16 protein-coding genes are annotated in these 15,904 nt (G+C 39.6%); 6 read left to right on the forward strand and 10 right to left on the reverse strand.

Annotation, left to right across the window (positions count from 1 at the left end; genetic code table 11):
• Positions 1 to 381 (reverse strand): hypothetical protein, encoded by a 381-nt coding sequence (locus DFP82_RS13480; protein WP_110924243.1) that lies wholly within the window; start codon positions 379 to 381, stop codon positions 1 to 3.
• A 153-nt stretch (positions 382 to 534) separates the two neighbouring features.
• Here DFP82_RS13480 and DFP82_RS13485 point away from each other — a divergent pair, with 153 nt between their 5' ends.
• From DFP82_RS13485 to DFP82_RS13505, 5 genes are all read left to right on the forward strand, one after another.
• The gene (locus DFP82_RS13485) at positions 535 to 1,143 is read left to right on the forward strand and encodes a TetR/AcrR family transcriptional regulator (protein ID WP_110924244.1); all 609 of its coding nucleotides are present in this window, start codon (positions 535 to 537) and stop codon (positions 1,141 to 1,143) included.
• A gap of 80 nt (positions 1,144 to 1,223) precedes the next feature.
• Positions 1,224 to 1,655, forward strand: coding sequence for a hypothetical protein (locus DFP82_RS13490; protein WP_110924245.1), 432 nt, complete (start codon positions 1,224 to 1,226; stop codon positions 1,653 to 1,655).
• 67 nt (positions 1,656 to 1,722) lie between these two features.
• Positions 1,723 to 2,103, forward strand: a complete 381-nt coding sequence (locus tag DFP82_RS13495) for an MmcQ/YjbR family DNA-binding protein (RefSeq protein ID WP_110924246.1) — start codon at positions 1,723 to 1,725, stop codon at positions 2,101 to 2,103.
• An 86-nt stretch (positions 2,104 to 2,189) separates the two neighbouring features.
• Positions 2,190 to 3,428 (forward strand): winged helix-turn-helix domain-containing protein, encoded by a 1,239-nt coding sequence (locus tag DFP82_RS13500; protein WP_110924247.1) that lies wholly within the window; start codon positions 2,190 to 2,192, stop codon positions 3,426 to 3,428.
• Positions 3,425 to 4,528: a DNA alkylation repair protein gene (locus tag DFP82_RS13505; RefSeq protein WP_110924248.1), complete on the forward strand. Its 1,104-nt coding sequence runs from the start codon at positions 3,425 to 3,427 to the stop codon at positions 4,526 to 4,528. The genes DFP82_RS13500 and DFP82_RS13505 overlap by 4 nt, the downstream gene beginning before the upstream one ends.
• A 35-nt stretch (positions 4,529 to 4,563) precedes the next feature.
• On the opposite strand, the gene DFP82_RS14960 is transcribed toward DFP82_RS13505, so the two are convergent.
• Together DFP82_RS14960 and DFP82_RS14850 are read right to left on the reverse strand one after the other, a co-directional pair.
• Positions 4,564 to 4,926: a M20/M25/M40 family metallo-hydrolase gene (locus DFP82_RS14960; protein ID WP_425450614.1), complete on the reverse strand. Its 363-nt coding sequence runs from the start codon at positions 4,924 to 4,926 to the stop codon at positions 4,564 to 4,566.
• A gap of 9 nt (positions 4,927 to 4,935) precedes the next feature.
• Entirely contained in the window at positions 4,936 to 5,172 is a 237-nt protein-coding gene (locus DFP82_RS14850; protein ID WP_245905731.1) for a hypothetical protein, read from the reverse strand.
• A 392-nt stretch (positions 5,173 to 5,564) separates the two neighbouring features.
• Here DFP82_RS14850 and DFP82_RS13515 point away from each other — a divergent pair, with 392 nt between their 5' ends.
• Complete coding sequence (locus DFP82_RS13515) at positions 5,565 to 6,470, forward strand: LysR family transcriptional regulator (protein ID WP_110924306.1); 906 nt, start codon at positions 5,565 to 5,567, stop codon at positions 6,468 to 6,470.
• A gap of 83 nt (positions 6,471 to 6,553) precedes the next feature.
• On the opposite strand, the gene DFP82_RS13520 is transcribed toward DFP82_RS13515, so the two are convergent.
• The 7 genes from DFP82_RS13520 to DFP82_RS13550 form a co-directional block, all read right to left on the reverse strand.
• Positions 6,554 to 7,870, reverse strand: coding sequence for a DUF3100 domain-containing protein (locus DFP82_RS13520; protein ID WP_110924249.1), 1,317 nt, complete (start codon positions 7,868 to 7,870; stop codon positions 6,554 to 6,556).
• Positions 7,871 to 7,919: 49 nt separating this feature from the next.
• Positions 7,920 to 9,083: a M20 aminoacylase family protein gene (locus DFP82_RS13525; protein WP_110924250.1), complete on the reverse strand. Its 1,164-nt coding sequence runs from the start codon at positions 9,081 to 9,083 to the stop codon at positions 7,920 to 7,922.
• A 216-nt stretch (positions 9,084 to 9,299) separates the two neighbouring features.
• Complete coding sequence (locus DFP82_RS13530; RefSeq protein ID WP_110924251.1) at positions 9,300 to 10,838, reverse strand: aldehyde dehydrogenase family protein; 1,539 nt, start codon at positions 10,836 to 10,838, stop codon at positions 9,300 to 9,302.
• Between the two features lie 3 nt (positions 10,839 to 10,841).
• A complete protein-coding gene (locus tag DFP82_RS13535) occupies positions 10,842 to 11,771 on the reverse strand; it encodes an NAD(P)-dependent oxidoreductase (RefSeq protein WP_281269563.1) in 930 nt (309 codons plus the stop codon).
• Positions 11,772 to 13,841: 2,070 nt separating this feature from the next.
• Complete coding sequence (locus tag DFP82_RS13540; RefSeq protein ID WP_110924253.1) at positions 13,842 to 14,210, reverse strand: hypothetical protein; 369 nt, start codon at positions 14,208 to 14,210, stop codon at positions 13,842 to 13,844.
• Between the two features lie 111 nt (positions 14,211 to 14,321).
• Positions 14,322 to 15,035: a hypothetical protein gene (locus DFP82_RS13545; protein WP_110924254.1), complete on the reverse strand. Its 714-nt coding sequence runs from the start codon at positions 15,033 to 15,035 to the stop codon at positions 14,322 to 14,324.
• Between the two features lie 153 nt (positions 15,036 to 15,188).
• Positions 15,189 to 15,887 (reverse strand): hypothetical protein, encoded by a 699-nt coding sequence (locus DFP82_RS13550; RefSeq protein WP_110924255.1) that lies wholly within the window; start codon positions 15,885 to 15,887, stop codon positions 15,189 to 15,191.
• Positions 15,888 to 15,904: the final 17 nt, after the last annotated feature.

Raw genomic sequence — 15,904 nt, forward strand, 5'->3', positions numbered from 1 at the left:
TTACTGGGTTTCGCCTAAAAATAGCGATTTAAAAGACAGTCCAGATACGCGCATACTGCCAATGATGTAAACAAAGGCGGTAATAAGATCCATGACTGAAATAAAGATAAATACCTTTGGAGCCAAGCCTAATGAAGCGGCATATGTAACAATGATAAAGCCGACCATTCTTACCAATCCGTTCCAAACAATGAGAGGGGCACGGGTTTTAATGTCTGAAGTAGCCCAAAGTAACGCAGCGCCCATAAGCATAAAAGATACGCCCAATACCACCGTGATAATTAACGTGTCTGCTTGAGGTGCCATCAGCGCTGAAATAATCATACCTAGTGCGATTGGAAAGTTGAATAGCGACGTAATTTGTACGAATTTTTTAAACATTTCTAGTTCACTTATTTTACACTTATGAAGCGATCGCTTCAGAATTGAGTTAATTGTGAAGCGATCACTTTGTAATGTCAATAGGGTAAATTGACATTTTGAAGTGACTGCTTCAAAATAGGGTTAATTAATATTATTTTTAAGGGCCACAGAATGAAAGCAGGACGAAAAAGAGCGTTTGATAAAGAGGTCGTTTTAGATAAAGCGATGCGGTTATTTTGGGCCAATGGGTACTCGGGTACTTCTGTTGCTAATCTTTCTTCTGAGCTTGGCATTAATACGTCGAGTTTGTACGGCACGTTTGTCAATAAAGAGCAATTGTTCAAAGATGCTTTGGCACATTATCAAAAACAATATGTAGAAGTTAACTACAGACACCTAGTAGAGCCCTCAGATGCAACATTAAAAGCGCGGTTACAAGCTTGTTTCTATGGACTTATTGAGCTATTCACCAGCGATGAAACGCCCCGTGGATGTTTGCTTGTAAAGAGTTTTAATGAATCAGATAGTGTTGCGTTTCCAGAAGATGCGGTTGTTTATATGAAGAAATTAGGAACAGAAACTCAGCAAACATTGACAGGTTTATTCGCGTCTGACATTGCGAAGACGGATATGCCCCAAGGCCAAACAGCTCAAAAACTGACTAACTATCTTTTATCAGTAAGTTATGGGCTGGCTGTTCAAGCAAAAGTAGGTCTGGTAGAAGATGAATTAAAGTCAGTCCTTGATCATGCTTTGAATTCTATTTTTGGTTACTCTTAATTCAATAATTTAGATTGTTGCATGCATTACAGAATCTATTTTTTAATTAGCCATAAAAAATCAGAATAGACACGATATTTATGAATAACACATTCAAATTTAAGCAATTCATTGTCGTTATGTTACTAACGAGTATTTGGATCCACGTTGCCGAGGTAGCAAGAGCTATTTTAGTCGCATTTCCTATGATGGAGGCCTTCTATGCCGGAAAGTTAGTCGTTGGGCCAATGGCCGTAAGTAATGCTTTGATATGGGGAATATGGGATACGATACTGGCGAGTACCTTGGTATTTATTTACTGGTTGTGCGCTCAAAGCTTTGGTCACAATGTAAAAACAATTGTTATATCAGCCACTGTTACTTGCATGGCAACGCTGGGTGTTTTTTGGATAGGGTCTGTAAACTCAGGATTAGGAACGTGGGAAATGGCAGTTACTTTGGTCCCAATAGCATGGTTTGAAATGCTTATTGGTGCCTTTTTAGCCAGTAAACTTTACGCTCGTTATCGCTAGAATATAAAGCGAGTCAATTATATTTTATAAGCTCAGATATTGAGCTCCATAGACGAAGAGCGTCAATATGAACTATAAAGAATTTAATGATTTCTGTCGCGCATTAGAAGCAACCTCATATGTGGTCCAATGGCATAACTCTCATGTATGGAAAGTCGGCGGAAAGGTTTTTGCTATCGGCGGATTGGGAGGAGGGTTGGGAGAAGATGATAAACCAGCCTTTATTTTTAAAACATCTGAACTGAATTTTCATTTTCTCAGTGAAATACCTGGCTATAAGCCTGCACCGTATTTTGCTTCTCGTGGAATGAAATGGATACAACACTACGAAAGCAACGATGATACTGATAACGACTTATTATATTACCTTAAAGCGTCTTATCGGCTTGTTTCATTAGGCCTGACAAAGAAAAAACAAAAAGAGCTCGGTTTAAACCAAACCCCTTAAAATAGGTTTAGGTTTAGGTTTAGGTTTAGGTTTAGGTTTAGGTTTACACGTTGCACGGATACTCGTTAATTATCTCTTAGGCAAATATGATTAAAATTAAACACCCTCAAGAGCTAGCGCGTTTACGCCGCCTTGCCCTGTCAGCACAAGGTTTGCTACAAACACAAGCTTTTGGCAGTGGTTTGGCTGGTGCGTGTAATGCAATTAACCATATGGGTTACGTACAGATTGATGCTATTTCGGTGGTAGAGCGTGCTCATCATCATATTCTTAACTCTAGAGTACCTAATTTCAAACCCGCTATGACCAATCAGTTATTACTCAATAAAGACATTTTTGAGTACTGGTCTCACGCTGCCGCTTTTTTACCGATTAAAGATTTTCGCTTCTCATTACCTTACAAACACGCGATTAAAAATGGTCAAATTCATTGGCATAAAGAGCGTGATAGCAAGCTGATGCAAGAATTATTAACTCGCATACGTATCGACGGTCCGTTGCGATCTCGAGATTTAGAGTCGAATGCTACAAAGCGTGCAGGTTGGTGGGACTGGAAACCTACAAAAAAAGCACTTGAACAGTTGTATATGGAAGGCGACCTGATGGTTAGTAACCGAGAAGGTTTCCAAAAAACGTATGATCTAACTGAACGGGTATTACCTTCTGAGGTAAACTTAAAAATGCCCAGTATGGATGAGTTGGCCACGCACATTGTCGATCAACAGTTCCGCTGCTTGGGGGTTACCTCACTTAAAGGCTTGACTTATTTACGTCGAGATAACGAATTGCGCAACGCTGTGAAAAGCTTGGTAAATGAACGATTAGTGCAAAACATTTTACAACAAGTGCAAATGAGTAGCGGTGAAATATTGTTAGTGGAAACCGAGGCGATTGAACGGCCCCTTCCCCGTCTGAATAATCGAATGTTGATCCTTTCGCCATTCGATAATAGTGTCATTCAACGTGATCGGCTTAACGTACTTTTTCAATATAACTATCAACTAGAATGTTATGTTCCTGCAGCGAAACGGCAGTATGGCTACTTCTGCTTACCGCTACTTTATCGCGGTGAATTTATTGGTCGGATGGATTGTAAAGTGCATCGAAAAACGTCTCATTTAGAAATTAAGTCATTATATTTTGAACAACATAAGTTTGATCAAGAGCTTGTCATTAAAGCATTTATAGACGCGATTATACCATTTTGTTGTTTTCAGAAATGTGAATCAGTTTCTTTAACTGAAGTCTACCCGAAACCGTTAAATGAAAAGTTACAAAGTGCATTAAAATCTATTATTAACGTTAATATAGGTCCCATAATATGAGTGCGCTGTTTAAAGATCTTTATTCAAAAAAGTTCTATGATTTTTTTGCTCAAGCCTGCAATGAAATTATTTCTGATTTTGATACACAAAAATTTATAACACTGATTTTTTGTGAGCAGTTCGATGGTTATGAATTCAAGCAACGGGTTTCTCATACTACAACGGTTCTACATCAGTTCATGCCAGAACAGTTCGAACAAGCAGCCAAACTTATTCTAACTTTGGTTAAGCACTTTGAAGACCTGGGTGTTAAAGCAGATAGTTTAGAATATCTGTTCTTACCAGAATATATCGAGCGATATGGGATTAATGAGTATGGGAGTGCTGTTTCTGCCTTTGAAGTGATCACGCCATTTATCACATGCGAGTTCGCAGTAAGACCCTTTATCGTAAAGTATGAACAGCAAATGTTAGAACAGATGATATTGTGGACTACTCATAAGAATAATAGAATGCGTCGACTGGCCAGTGAAGGTTCCCGACCAAGATTGCCATGGGGAATCGCATTAATTTCGCTGAAGAAAGAGCCGGCTCCGTTGTTACCTATATTTGACCAGCTAAAAGAAGATGAGTGTGAACTGGTCAGGCGCAGTGTGGCAAATAGTATTAACGACATCGCAAAAGATAATCCTGACTTTGTTATTCACTTTGCTAGGAAGCACTATGGAAAAAGTAAAAACACAGACAGGCTGATTAAACACGCTTGCCGAACGTTGCTAAAAAAAGGAAATCCAGATGTGCTCGAACTTTTTGGATTTAATAGCCGTGATATCAACATATCAGAGTTCTGCCTAAAACAACCTATAATTGAAATTGGCTCTGAACTTGAATTTTCCTTTTCAATTCAAAACAGGAGTTCATTAAGTAAAAAGCTAAGGCTGGAATATGGTATTTACTATCAGAAAAACAACGGAAATTTATCGCGTAAAGTGTTTAAAATCAGCGAGCGGAATATTAGGGCCGATGAAATATATTCGGTAACGAGGAAGCAGAGTTTTAAAGTGGTAACAACCCGCAAGTTATACTCTGGTGCACATCAGGTTTCACTTATCGTCAATGGCAGTGAATTCGAAATTCTGGATTTTGAACTAATAGAGTGATTGTTGTGGTCAATGCCGCTCCTGCTGCTATAGGATCAGCCCCTAAATGTGGCATGGCTGCATGAGTGCCTTATAGTTCCGTTATTGACTGCAATCTCTCCCACAGGTAGGCCTGGCCAGTTATGTAACCCGTAGACGGCGTCCATAGGAAACTTGTCAAACAACCCATCATCAATCATGGCCTTTGCAACACATAAGACCTCTTCAGCAGGTTGAAAGATAAAATAAATGGTGCCGTTAAATTCTTTATGCTGGCTAAGATGCTTTGCCGTACCAAGCAGCACTGACGTGTGACCATCATGACCACAGGCATGCATACAGTTTTCATGAGTGGATTTATAATCAATATCGTTTTGCTCTTTTATTGGTAACGCATCAATATCAGCTCGTATGCCAATAGTAGGACCTCAGCTGTTCTTTAGGATACCGACAACCCCTGTACCACCCAATCCTTGATGCACCTCAACCCCAAAGGATTTTAACTTATCAACAATAAATAATGAGGTATTGAATTCTTTAAAACCAAGCTCTGGTTGACTATGAATCTGCTGACGCCACTGCTTCACTTCACCTAAACTGGATACGGTGTCAGTCTCTCTTAGTCTACTGTTTGTAGCACTTTCACTTGGCTGCCTTGTATCCAAATTAGTTGACCACTACATGTCATATGCCCTGAAAATCTTGCCAATCCCAACCAAGCACCCTGCTCTTTATGATAACCAAGGATTCCTTTAACTATTTTTTCGCACTGTTCGTTATTATAATCAGTCATCACCGGTGCTAATGAAGATTCACGTAATACCAATACCAGCTGATTAATTGCCTAAAGCTATGTTATCGGAATAGGCTTGATGCGCTATGCAGACATTAAACGTCTAGGCCACTGTTTGTTTTTATTAAGGTATACTTTTTGATACACCACGGGCACTTCTGCAGAACCAACTAAATAATATACCGACACTGGATTTTATTGCTCCATCATGGGTCAAAGTGCTGCACTTATTCAATGAAACCAAAAACAGAGCAAGAGGAAGCAATGAAAGAGATTAATGGAAAGCGATTATCCTATCTTTATGAGGCTGTGACTATGGGTACGATCCGGGCTGCAGCAGATAAGCTGGATATTGCTCCCTCGGCCATCAGCCGGCAGATATCTCTGTTAGAAAAAGAATTAGCATGCATTCTTATTGAACGGCACCGAAAAGGAGTAACACCCACAGAAGCTGGTAGTATTCTCTTACAGTTTTATCGGGAATCAGTATCCGCTGAAGAAACTTGTGTTTCCAAATTACAGTCGTTGTTGGGATTACAGCGGGGTCATATAAAGTTAGCAATGGGTGATGGTTTTGTTGGGGATTTGATGCTTGGCCCATTATCTGAGTTTGCCTGTCTATATCCGGCGCTAACACTTTCGATCAGTACTGGTGGATCAAACGAGGTGATTCGTCAGGTTGAGGAGGATGAAGCGCACATCGGGCTAGTATTCCATCCCAGCAGTCATCCGCGCATCCGATCACAGGTTATCAGTTGTCAGCCAATGTATATTATTGTTTCGCCCGACCACCCATTGGCCGATCGAAGTAAACCTATGCAGTTAAAGGAGCTTTTGGAATATCCAGTGGGGTTGGCTGAAAGTCGTTTTGGCGTGCGTCAGTTACTAGCGATGGCCGAATTTCAACAAAAAATTCGATTTGACCCTATCCTAACCACTGACTCATTTACTGTGCTAAAGAACTTTGCTCGCTCAAATATGGGATTTACCTTTCTACCGTATTTTGTAGTGTCCAAAGAAGTGAAAGACGGACATTTGATAGCAATCCCTATAGACAATACGCTACTGTCAAGCGGTGAAGCTCATATCGTCACTCGATTGGGTCGTCATCTATCCCAAGGCCCTCATGAATTACTACAGCATATGAAGTCATGGATGAAGGCTTTGTAAGCGGGCTACGCACCAGCAACGTTGAGTTGCTGGACGCTGTTTTGAAATAGCTATTAACATCGAACTGAATGGCTTAGCGCCTTTTACAGCATAGCCTGGGCTATCATGGCAGAACCCAAGAAAGTGCCTGTAAAAGTAAGCAGCGCAACCACTGCGATTTTAAATCCAGATTTTTTAAACAAAGTCACCTCCATCTGAGAGATTGCAAACCCTGCATAGGCAAGCACAGGCGTAATGAGTTGTAATACGCCAAGCTTTTCTGTTTCTACTAAGACATACTCGCTCAGTGGAAACTGTGGCAAAGATATCAAAATGGCCACAATTGATATCCAAGCAATAGCAGGGACATTGACAGGAATGACTTCTTTTAATAAAACGCCAACGATACAACACGCGAACAGAATTAACATGGCAGGTAGAGCAGAGATTGGATCAACGCCTTGTCCCACCCAATTGCTTAGTAATAGAACGATACAGATAACCGCTAATAGGGATAAAGACTGCTTTACTGATAAAATAGATTGCTCTGGTACCTTTAAACCAAAATCTGTTTGTGTGGCAGTACTGATATCATTATTCTTCTTAAATTTGTTAATAACTTTATATAAAAACTCTGTGAATGGCAGGGCAACAAACAAACTCACGAATAGCCCTGTGGCGTAAGTTAATAAATTAGAGGTCGCTGCAAACGCAGTAATAGTTTCCGCTTGAGCAGGTACCGTTTCTGCGAGCGCTGCTGAACAGGCACCCATCATACTACCACTACCAATACCACAAGCCATAGCGAGCGCTCGAATATCCATGATATCCATAGAAGCAATGATACCCGCCATTAATGAGAAGTAAATCGCGCCAAACAAGGTACCCATTACATAGACACCCATTACGCCGATACCTTCGGCGCTCTGCAGTCCATACTTGTCAGCAATGAGCGCAATATTAGGTTCACGTGCAATTGAGTGAGTGGCACCAATAGCCTCCCTCCCCATTCCAAATACCAATACCGCAACGGGTAAGGCGATAAGAGCAGTCATTACATTGCCCAATTCTTGTAGTAAAAGGGCGGGACCTGCGGCTATGATTTCTTCAACTTTAGGACCGACACCAACACCAAATTTTGCAATGAAGGGCATGATACTTAAAAGGACGGCGTAGCTTGCAAATTTTGCTCTATCCTTGGAAATTACCGCTTTCATTGAAGGTATAACGTTGGGGTTCAACAGTAGTGTAAATATGAATGCGTATAGTAAAGGCAGTAAGACTAGTGTACCAATACCAATAGGTATCTTAATGATCCCTATCCATTCTGCAAATAGCGATGTAATAATCACTAGTAAATGCAGCTTCCAATCAAATAAGTGCTTCGTCATTGTACTTGATAGTATAGTGGTATTATTCATAGCAGTTCCTTTTGCATTTGATGATTCCTACGTTTTTTGATGATTTGGTTTATGCAGAAATTTTTGGTAACTGAGACTCAACTAAAGAGACCCATACTTTAATTCCTGTCTCAATAGCATCATCATTAAAATCATAAGCCGCATTGTGTAGTGGTTTGGAGGGGCTATTACCATCAACACCTAACCAAAAATAAGCGCCCTTGACGACTTGACTCATAAATGAAAAATCCTCAGAAGCCATTGATGGCTCCACATCAGTATTTACTTTATCCGCACCCAGCACTTTAGTAGCAGCCTCTTTGATTTCAAGATAGGCTTGGCTGTCATTAGTGGTAACTGGATAGCGAATATGGTAATCCATCTCTCCTGTGACACCATATAAAGGCGGCAATGTTGTAACCATTTCTGTCAGCATATCCTGCATGGACTGTCGTACGTCCATATCAAAGCTACGAACGGTTCCTTTTAGAATGGCGTAATCAGGGATAACATTGGTCGTATCACCACTATTCATCTGCGTGACGCTAATAACGCCTGATTTGAGAGGAGATATTCGACGAGAGACAATAGACTGAATATTAGTAATCAATGCCGCTCCTGCTGCTATAGGATCAGCCCCTAAATGTGGCATGGCTGCATGAGTCCCTTTACCAGTCAAAGTAATCTCAAAAGTATCAAAAGACGCCATCATAGGTCCGTTATTGACTGCAATCTCTCCCACAGGTAGGCCTGGCCAGTTATGTAACCCGTAGACGGCGTCCATAGGAAACTTGTCAAACAACCCATCGTCAATCATAGCCTTTGCACCGCCCAAGACCTCTTCAGCAGGTTGAAAGATAAAATAAATGGTACCGTTAAAGTCTTTATGCTGGCTAAGATGCTTTGCCGTACCAAGCAAAACTGACGTGTGACCATCATGACCACAGGCATGCATACAGTTCTCGTGAGTGGATTTATAATCAATATCGTTTTGCTCTTTTATTGGTAGCGCATCAATATCAGCTCGTATGCCAATAGCAGGGCCTGAGCCATTCTTTAGGATACCGACAACCCCTGTACCACCCAATCCTTGATGCACCTCAATTCCAAAGGATTTTAACTTATCAACAATAAATGATGATGTCTTGAATTCTTTAAAACCAAGCTCTGGTTGACTATGAATCTGCTGACGCCACTGCTTTACTTCACCTATTAGGGTTTCGTTAATTAACATCTATTTTCTCCTTTAATATAGACAGGTAACACGGTGATATATCGATTGAATCTTTGTTATATTTCCAAACGGAAAACAATAAAATCTGAAACTTGAAAGCTAAATTGCCCATTCCGAAATTGGTTGCCTAGACATAGAAACACCGGAAAAATAATTTTGAGTAATCTGTTTAAGAAAGCCTAATGCCTGACCTTAAAACGCCATTAACCAAATATACTATTGGATTGAATAACCAAACTGGATAGCCGAATCCTTAGCCGTTTCCACCCACACACTCTTCGTCTGTGTATATTCGAGTAAACCTTCGTAGCCACTAGATCGTCCATAGCCGCTCTCACCAAAGCCACCAAACGGCGACATTACATTGATTGCCTTATAACTGTTCACCCAGAACGTGCCCGCATTTACTTGAGCGGCCATCCGATGCGCACGGCCGACATCAGCCGTCCAAACCGCGCCCGCTAAACCAAACCGACTGTCGTTTGCTAACGCTACCGCTTCTTCTTCATCATCAAATGAAATGACAGAAACAACAGGTCCAAAAATCTCTTCCTGTGCAACTCGCATATTATTTTTCACGTTGGCCAATACAGTTGGCTGATAAAAATAACCATTTTCACCGCCAAAAATTTCACTTGGTTTTCCACCTGCGGCAACAATCGCACCTTCAGCAATACTGTCGGACACTAATGAGTGTACGTGGTTGAACTGTTTTTGATTATTGATCGGTCCCACCATCGTGCCTTCCTGCCATGGCAAGCCTACGGGCAACCTACTGGCTGCTGAAGCAACCCGATCCACGACTTCTTGATAGACATTTCGATGAACCAATAATCGAGCACCCGATACACAGCTCTGTCCAGCAGCAGAAAACACGGCAGCTTGCGCACCCACTACCGCACGATCAAGATCAGCATCAGGGAAAATTATATTGGCTGACTTGCCACCTAGCTCCAATACGCAAGGAATGACACGTTGCGCAGCTGCCGAAGCAATGAGAGCACCGGTCTGTGGCGAACCTACAAAAACTACTTTTTTGGTTGCCGGATTAGCAATCGCGGCAGTACCTGTGGTGTGTCCCAGCCCATTAATGACATTTACCAAACCACGCGGGATACCTGCTTGCTCAAGAATTTTAACGAGCACTGTTGAGCTTAGCGGGGTTAATTCAGATGGCTTTAGTAGTACGGCATTTCCTGCACAAATGGCCGGTGCAATTTGCCAGCCTCCGGTAAATATAGGTGCGTTCCAAGGGGTGATTTGAGTGACGACACCATAAGGCTCATGACGGGTATAGTTCAAGTGAGTGGTTGGTACGGGAATAACCTGTCCCATGATTTTGTCACACCAGCCAGCATAATATTCAAACATCTCTGCAACTTTTGCCACCTCAACTCGGCAATCCCGAATAGGCTTACCTGCAGATATGCACTCTAGGCGTGCCAGAGATTCCGCGGCTTCACGTATTTTCATGCCGCATTTCCACATTAACTGACCTCGTACACTGGCAGTCATTGACCACCATAGTTTTTGAGCGTTAATGGCAGCAGCGGCCGCATCAGCAACAATATCTTTCCCCGCATCACGATAAATTAGAAATGTCTGGCCGGTCGCGGGGTTAATCAGTTCAATATCGTCTCCTTTACCTGTCACCAGCTCTCCATCAATCCAGCTGCCAAATTCAGAAGTACCTAGCAGTTCATTAAGCAATAGTTCAACTTGCTGCTCACCATTTCCTTCTACTATAAAACTCATGATCTACTCTCCCAAGCTGGTATTTTTGATAATGCAGTTAAAATCATCCTGATCAGGTATGTTTTCTTCGCTCTGCGCCCAAATCTCAGCTACCTGTTCGGCCAAAGGTAATTCTAATCCCATCTCACCGATCATATTCTTTGCCAAACGCACATCTTTGCGCATCAGTTGCATCGTAAAACCGGAATCAAAACTTTGATTGAGAATCCAACGAGGGAAGTTAACCTCACTGATTGCGCTACGACCTGAACCAGCGTTCAAACCAGCAATAAGGTCTTCAGGATCAAGTCCTGCCTTGGTGCCCAAAGCGACTGCTTCGGCAGTGGTCACTAGATGCGCAGCACAAAGTAGATTATTGATCAGTTTGGCCGCATGTCCGTTACCAGACTTTCCCATGTAGACCACTTTTGAGCTTAGCGCATCCAAATACAACTTGGCACGTTCAAGTGAACTCCTTTCACCACCAACAACCATCACCATAGTGCCGGCTTCAGCGCCCGCTGGACCGCCACTAACAGGGCAATCTAATAACTGATGGCCTAACTGATTCAGCTCTACCCATAGTGCACGTGTCACCTCTGGTTCTGAGGTAGAAGTATCAATAATCAGGGTATTGGGCTGAGCACAGTCAATAATGCCATCTTTGCCTTTAACAACTGCTTGTACATGCTTTGCCATAGGCAGAGATAGAATGATGACACTAGATTCAGCACACAGCGCTTTAATGTCTGCAACAACAGTCACGCCGATATCCTTGGCAGATTGACGTTGGGCTTCTCCTATGTCAGTGCCGAACACACTAAAACCCTCGCGGAGCAAAGACTGAGCCATACCGTTACCCATACGGCCTAATCCGATGATGCCTAAAGTATTTTTATTCATACCTGTCCCTTTATTTTTGTATCTTTTGTCAGTTTTATTGTAACCAATCAAACATTAAGAAGAACTACAGTGAATAGAGTTTTGTGTTCTAAAAAAGGCAACACTAACGTCAGCAACGAGACAGTTTTCTCTTCACTTCATTTTGTTATTTATGGAAATTGGTGAGACGTTGCTAAAATAGCTGGCATAGATTTACTTTAACGGATTAATGACTTGGCTTTGGTAACGCTGTCCTTTCGGTCTTGGTGGGCGGATTTTTTGTGTGGATGAGGTTGCCTAGATAAATACGGAGACCGAGTACAAGATCCAGAGAATTACCAGCTCAGTTGCCTTAGTTAGCCAATCAAGGTAATGACACATCTCAAATAGTATAGAGGTACGGCGGGATGATGAAGAATCTTAAAGGTGGGACGAAGCCCTTGGTTGCGGTTGTATTCAGGGAGATATTGTGGATCGTCCATATGGTGAGTATTTTTTCCAGCGTATTCCTCTCACAAAGCTTATTGGGGTAAACGATAGTTGTGACAATTTTGGAAAATAATCGAAGTCGACAAAAACCTATTTTCGAGACTTACGACTTAATATTCGATTTTCATAAAGATAGTTGGCGTTATCACTCGTTTGCCAAAGCTGTTTGGGATTCAAAGGATCATCCTTATCCATCGATATATATTCACTTAAATGCAAGATAAACCTGAATTCTTTAATAAAATTTGAGCCTCAATATAGTGGAGAGTTGGTTTTTGAGCATAATTAAGTACTTTTATTCATATTATATTTCGATAGAGGGTCACTATCTCATAGCTCATACTACGTCCTGAAGCCTCAGATTATCTTTGCATCATCCCCTTCTCTATCAAATCATTAAATCTTGTAGTAACTAATTCTCTCATCACTGTAGAAAACAGGCTAGACCATAGTCTATTTTTTGGTCCTCAAACTATAGATATCTAATACTATCACCGACTAAATAGTCTCCATTTCTGTATCAATCTCAAAAGTAGCAGCTAGTCCTCCTGTCACCTTTCTCTGAATATCAAGCAAGAGAAGGCTCTACTTACTTATCATTTAGGGATTCACTTTCAATATTTTGGTCTAATCTGATAGTAGAGTGGAGGTAAAAATACTATAAAAATGCAGTGCCCAAATACGAGTTAAATATTAATTTACATCAATATAATACCGATATATAATTACCAACATAGGCTACATCCCTTTATCTACGGTTTATGTAGAATTAAATCATTTGAAATAGGTTTGTCGACCTACCTTGACATGGTAGAGGTCAGCAGTTCGAGTCTGCTTATGCCTACCAAATTTAGAAAGCCCCGATCTCACGATTGGGGCTTTTTTTGTCTGTAATATATGGGCTGTAGAGAAAATTTCTTGCTTGCATCGACTCATAGTCATGATTATACAATCAGCTTTAAATCATTTGAAAAAGCGACGGTGACCAAATGGTGACCAAAACGTGACCAACCCTTAAAATTGAAATCCTCTTTTTGACCTCTGTTTCGAATTTTAACTTTAAATCTATTGCTTGGTATCAGCTTTCATTGAAATCCTCATACTATATATTCATATTTTTTCAATTGTAGTATATTCAACACGAGATATTAGAATATGCTAAGAAACACATATAATCTTTTAAATCATCACCTATTTTTGGCGCTTTATTATTAAATAAATATTTCGACCACATTTCTTGGAAAGTAGGTATAGTCATAGCATTACTCCTTTATAACTTAATTAAATGCAGAACAGCTAGGGTTTGGATATGTTTTATTAGGTAACTGAAATGATAAATTGATTAATATATTATTAGAATTATCATAAAATTCCACTCTATTTCCAGAGCAGTAAAATTCGAACCGAACCAAGGATTCAGGGTTATTTAAAGTTCTGTTAAATACTTCTTTTTTATAAATTTTATCGTTACTTTTATTAAGCTTCTCAAAAAATTCTAAACCATACTTATTTATAAAAAAAGACTTTGAATTTTTACCATTAAAGAAATATAGACACTCTAAAAACCTATTCTCTATAGGATTAATACTACTAGGTAAATTATAAAATTTACCAAATTTAAATTTAGTAAATTAAATATATTATTAGGAATATTTATTTTTTTATCCAAGTAGTTTTTACTTTTTGCCCACTATGCCCATATAAAATATTCTTCTTTAATATTTTTCCATCAAACTGACGTAAATATTCAATAGAATTATCATTGATATATACCTCATCATCTAAACTATAAATTCTAAAAATACAATAATTATTAGGCGAGTTATCATTTTCTAGGTCTTGTTCATTATATCCAGCATAAATATATATATGCTCCTCAACCTGATATGGATTTTTTATTCCATTAATCTCAGCTTTTGTGTACCAGTCCGAATTAAATTTTTCAACTCTATTAGGTCTATCATTTGAGCAACCTACCAAAGCTAAAAACAATAATAAGAGCAGGGATTTTATAGTTCTCAACTCATCTCTCCTTTTTATTTATATATTAGTATTATAAATAAAAAAATATCTCGACCACATCTCTTGGAAAGTTGGTAAACTCATTTTTATCTCCAAAATTATTTCTTAAAGTTAGCATTCAGGGTAACTGTCATGTGTTTGAAACGAGAGACGTATTAGAAATTTTTTATCAGGATCGTATAATTCAACGATAGTACTGATACAAGCTAGTTTAAATTTAACTAATGTATCAGGGTTGTCAATTACTTGTAGAAAGTCTCCTTTGTTATATTTAACTTCCTCTCCTTGACTAAAACCTTCACTGAAATAATGATTATATTTACGAATATACGTTTTTACTTCTTTATCATCATGGATAAAATCTATGCACTCCTCAAACCTTGCTTGACCAGGCGGTATATTGATTTCTTGTCCATAATAATCTTTCAAATTAATATTAAGTGGGTTAAAAATTTTCTCATCCATTTCCTTCTGCTGTATCCAAGTTGTTTCAACTACTCCTCCATAGTCTCCATGTAAGCTATTTGGGTTTTCTTTTAAATATCGATTATCAAATTTTTTAAGATAATCTTGTAGACTTTGTGAACCAATATCAAAATCATTTTTTATTTTAAATACTTTAAAGTGACAATAGTTAAAAGCTTGATGATCGTTCTCAAGACCTTGTTTATCGTAACCAGAGTAAAGGTAGATATTTTTTTCAACACCGTAAGGGTTTGTGACACCATTGATACTGTTGTTATAATAGCTTTCTTCATTGGATGCGAAGTCTTCAAAGCCATTTTCAGGTTTTGGCTCTTCTGAACAACCTAATAGAACGAACATTAACGAGCAGAGTAAGGGTCTTAGTCGTTTCAATTGACTTCCCCAGCTTGTGATGCTGAGTACTTTTCGTCACTAAACGAATATTTCGACCACATCTCTTGGAAAGTAGGTAAACTCATTATTATCTCCAAAATTTAATTAAATTTTTAGCGTTCAGGATTGGGAACTTTCCCTATACTCTTCAAAAGCATCTACGAGCCCTGAAAGATGCTCACTAGCTTCGGCTGCCCATGCTAGCGGATCAGCTTCAATATGCACTCCTGCACCATTGAACCCATAAGCATGGCTGATATTCATAGTAGAATCTAATACTGCTTCTGCTGATAGATAATCTCCCAAGCTATGACCTGTGGTGGTAATAACAGCATCTTCGCCTAAGCTCTCTTGTATTTTTATATCCTCTAAAAACGCTTGCATGGTTTCGATTTGGTTTTCAGCCTTACCTTCTACAGCAAGATGAACCACATCGGCATATAAATCAGCAAGAGAAGATATAATCTTATCAAGACTGTCAAAACCAGCTTCAGTACCTCTATTGGCTAGAACGTAATTACCTGTTTCTTTCTCTTTAAATACAATACCGTCATAGCCATCTACGTTGACATGATTTGCAGGGTTAATCGCTTCGAGAGGATCTAATGAAGGCTGATATTCAAAATATCCATCGTTATCTAAGGACGATGCCACAAAGTCAAATCGGGATTGAATGAACTCGGCCATATCCTTGTGCATTGCCGATTGCTTATCAGATTTTAGTTTTTCCCAATTATTTAAATCATTACTTTCCATCTCAGAGTAAGCAGCACGAGCTAGTAGCGCGTGATAAAAGATATCTTTAACTGACTGTGACATAATACTTTTCCTTTAAT

Origin of the sequence: Psychrobacter fozii, from assembly GCF_003217155.1 — a bacterium.
In the GTDB taxonomy this organism is placed as follows: Bacteria; Pseudomonadota; Gammaproteobacteria; order Pseudomonadales; family Moraxellaceae; genus Psychrobacter; species Psychrobacter fozii.

Excerpts from the sequence above, each read along its gene's own strand:
- DFP82_RS13520 (WP_110924249.1), bottom strand. The coding sequence starts at position 7,870 with ATGAATAATACCACTATACTATCAAGTACAATGACGAAGCACTTATTT.
- DFP82_RS13545 (WP_110924254.1), bottom strand. The coding sequence starts at position 15,035 with ATGTTCGTTCTATTAGGTTGTTCAGAAGAGCCAAAACCTGAAAATGGC.
- DFP82_RS13550 (WP_110924255.1), bottom strand. The coding sequence starts at position 15,887 with ATGTCACAGTCAGTTAAAGATATCTTTTATCACGCGCTACTAGCTCGT.
- DFP82_RS13480 (WP_110924243.1), bottom strand. The coding sequence starts at position 381 with ATGTTTAAAAAATTCGTACAAATTACGTCGCTATTCAACTTTCCAATC.
- DFP82_RS13495 (WP_110924246.1), top strand. The coding sequence starts at position 1,723 with ATGAACTATAAAGAATTTAATGATTTCTGTCGCGCATTAGAAGCAACC.
- DFP82_RS13490 (WP_110924245.1), top strand. The coding sequence starts at position 1,224 with ATGAATAACACATTCAAATTTAAGCAATTCATTGTCGTTATGTTACTA.
- DFP82_RS13485 (WP_110924244.1), top strand. The coding sequence starts at position 535 with ATGAAAGCAGGACGAAAAAGAGCGTTTGATAAAGAGGTCGTTTTAGAT.
- DFP82_RS13515 (WP_110924306.1), top strand. The coding sequence starts at position 5,565 with ATGAAAGAGATTAATGGAAAGCGATTATCCTATCTTTATGAGGCTGTG.
- DFP82_RS13525 (WP_110924250.1), bottom strand. The coding sequence starts at position 9,083 with ATGTTAATTAACGAAACCCTAATAGGTGAAGTAAAGCAGTGGCGTCAG.
- DFP82_RS13530 (WP_110924251.1), bottom strand. The coding sequence starts at position 10,838 with ATGAGTTTTATAGTAGAAGGAAATGGTGAGCAGCAAGTTGAACTATTG.
- DFP82_RS13500 (WP_110924247.1), top strand. The coding sequence starts at position 2,190 with ATGATTAAAATTAAACACCCTCAAGAGCTAGCGCGTTTACGCCGCCTT.
- DFP82_RS13505 (WP_110924248.1), top strand. The coding sequence starts at position 3,425 with ATGAGTGCGCTGTTTAAAGATCTTTATTCAAAAAAGTTCTATGATTTT.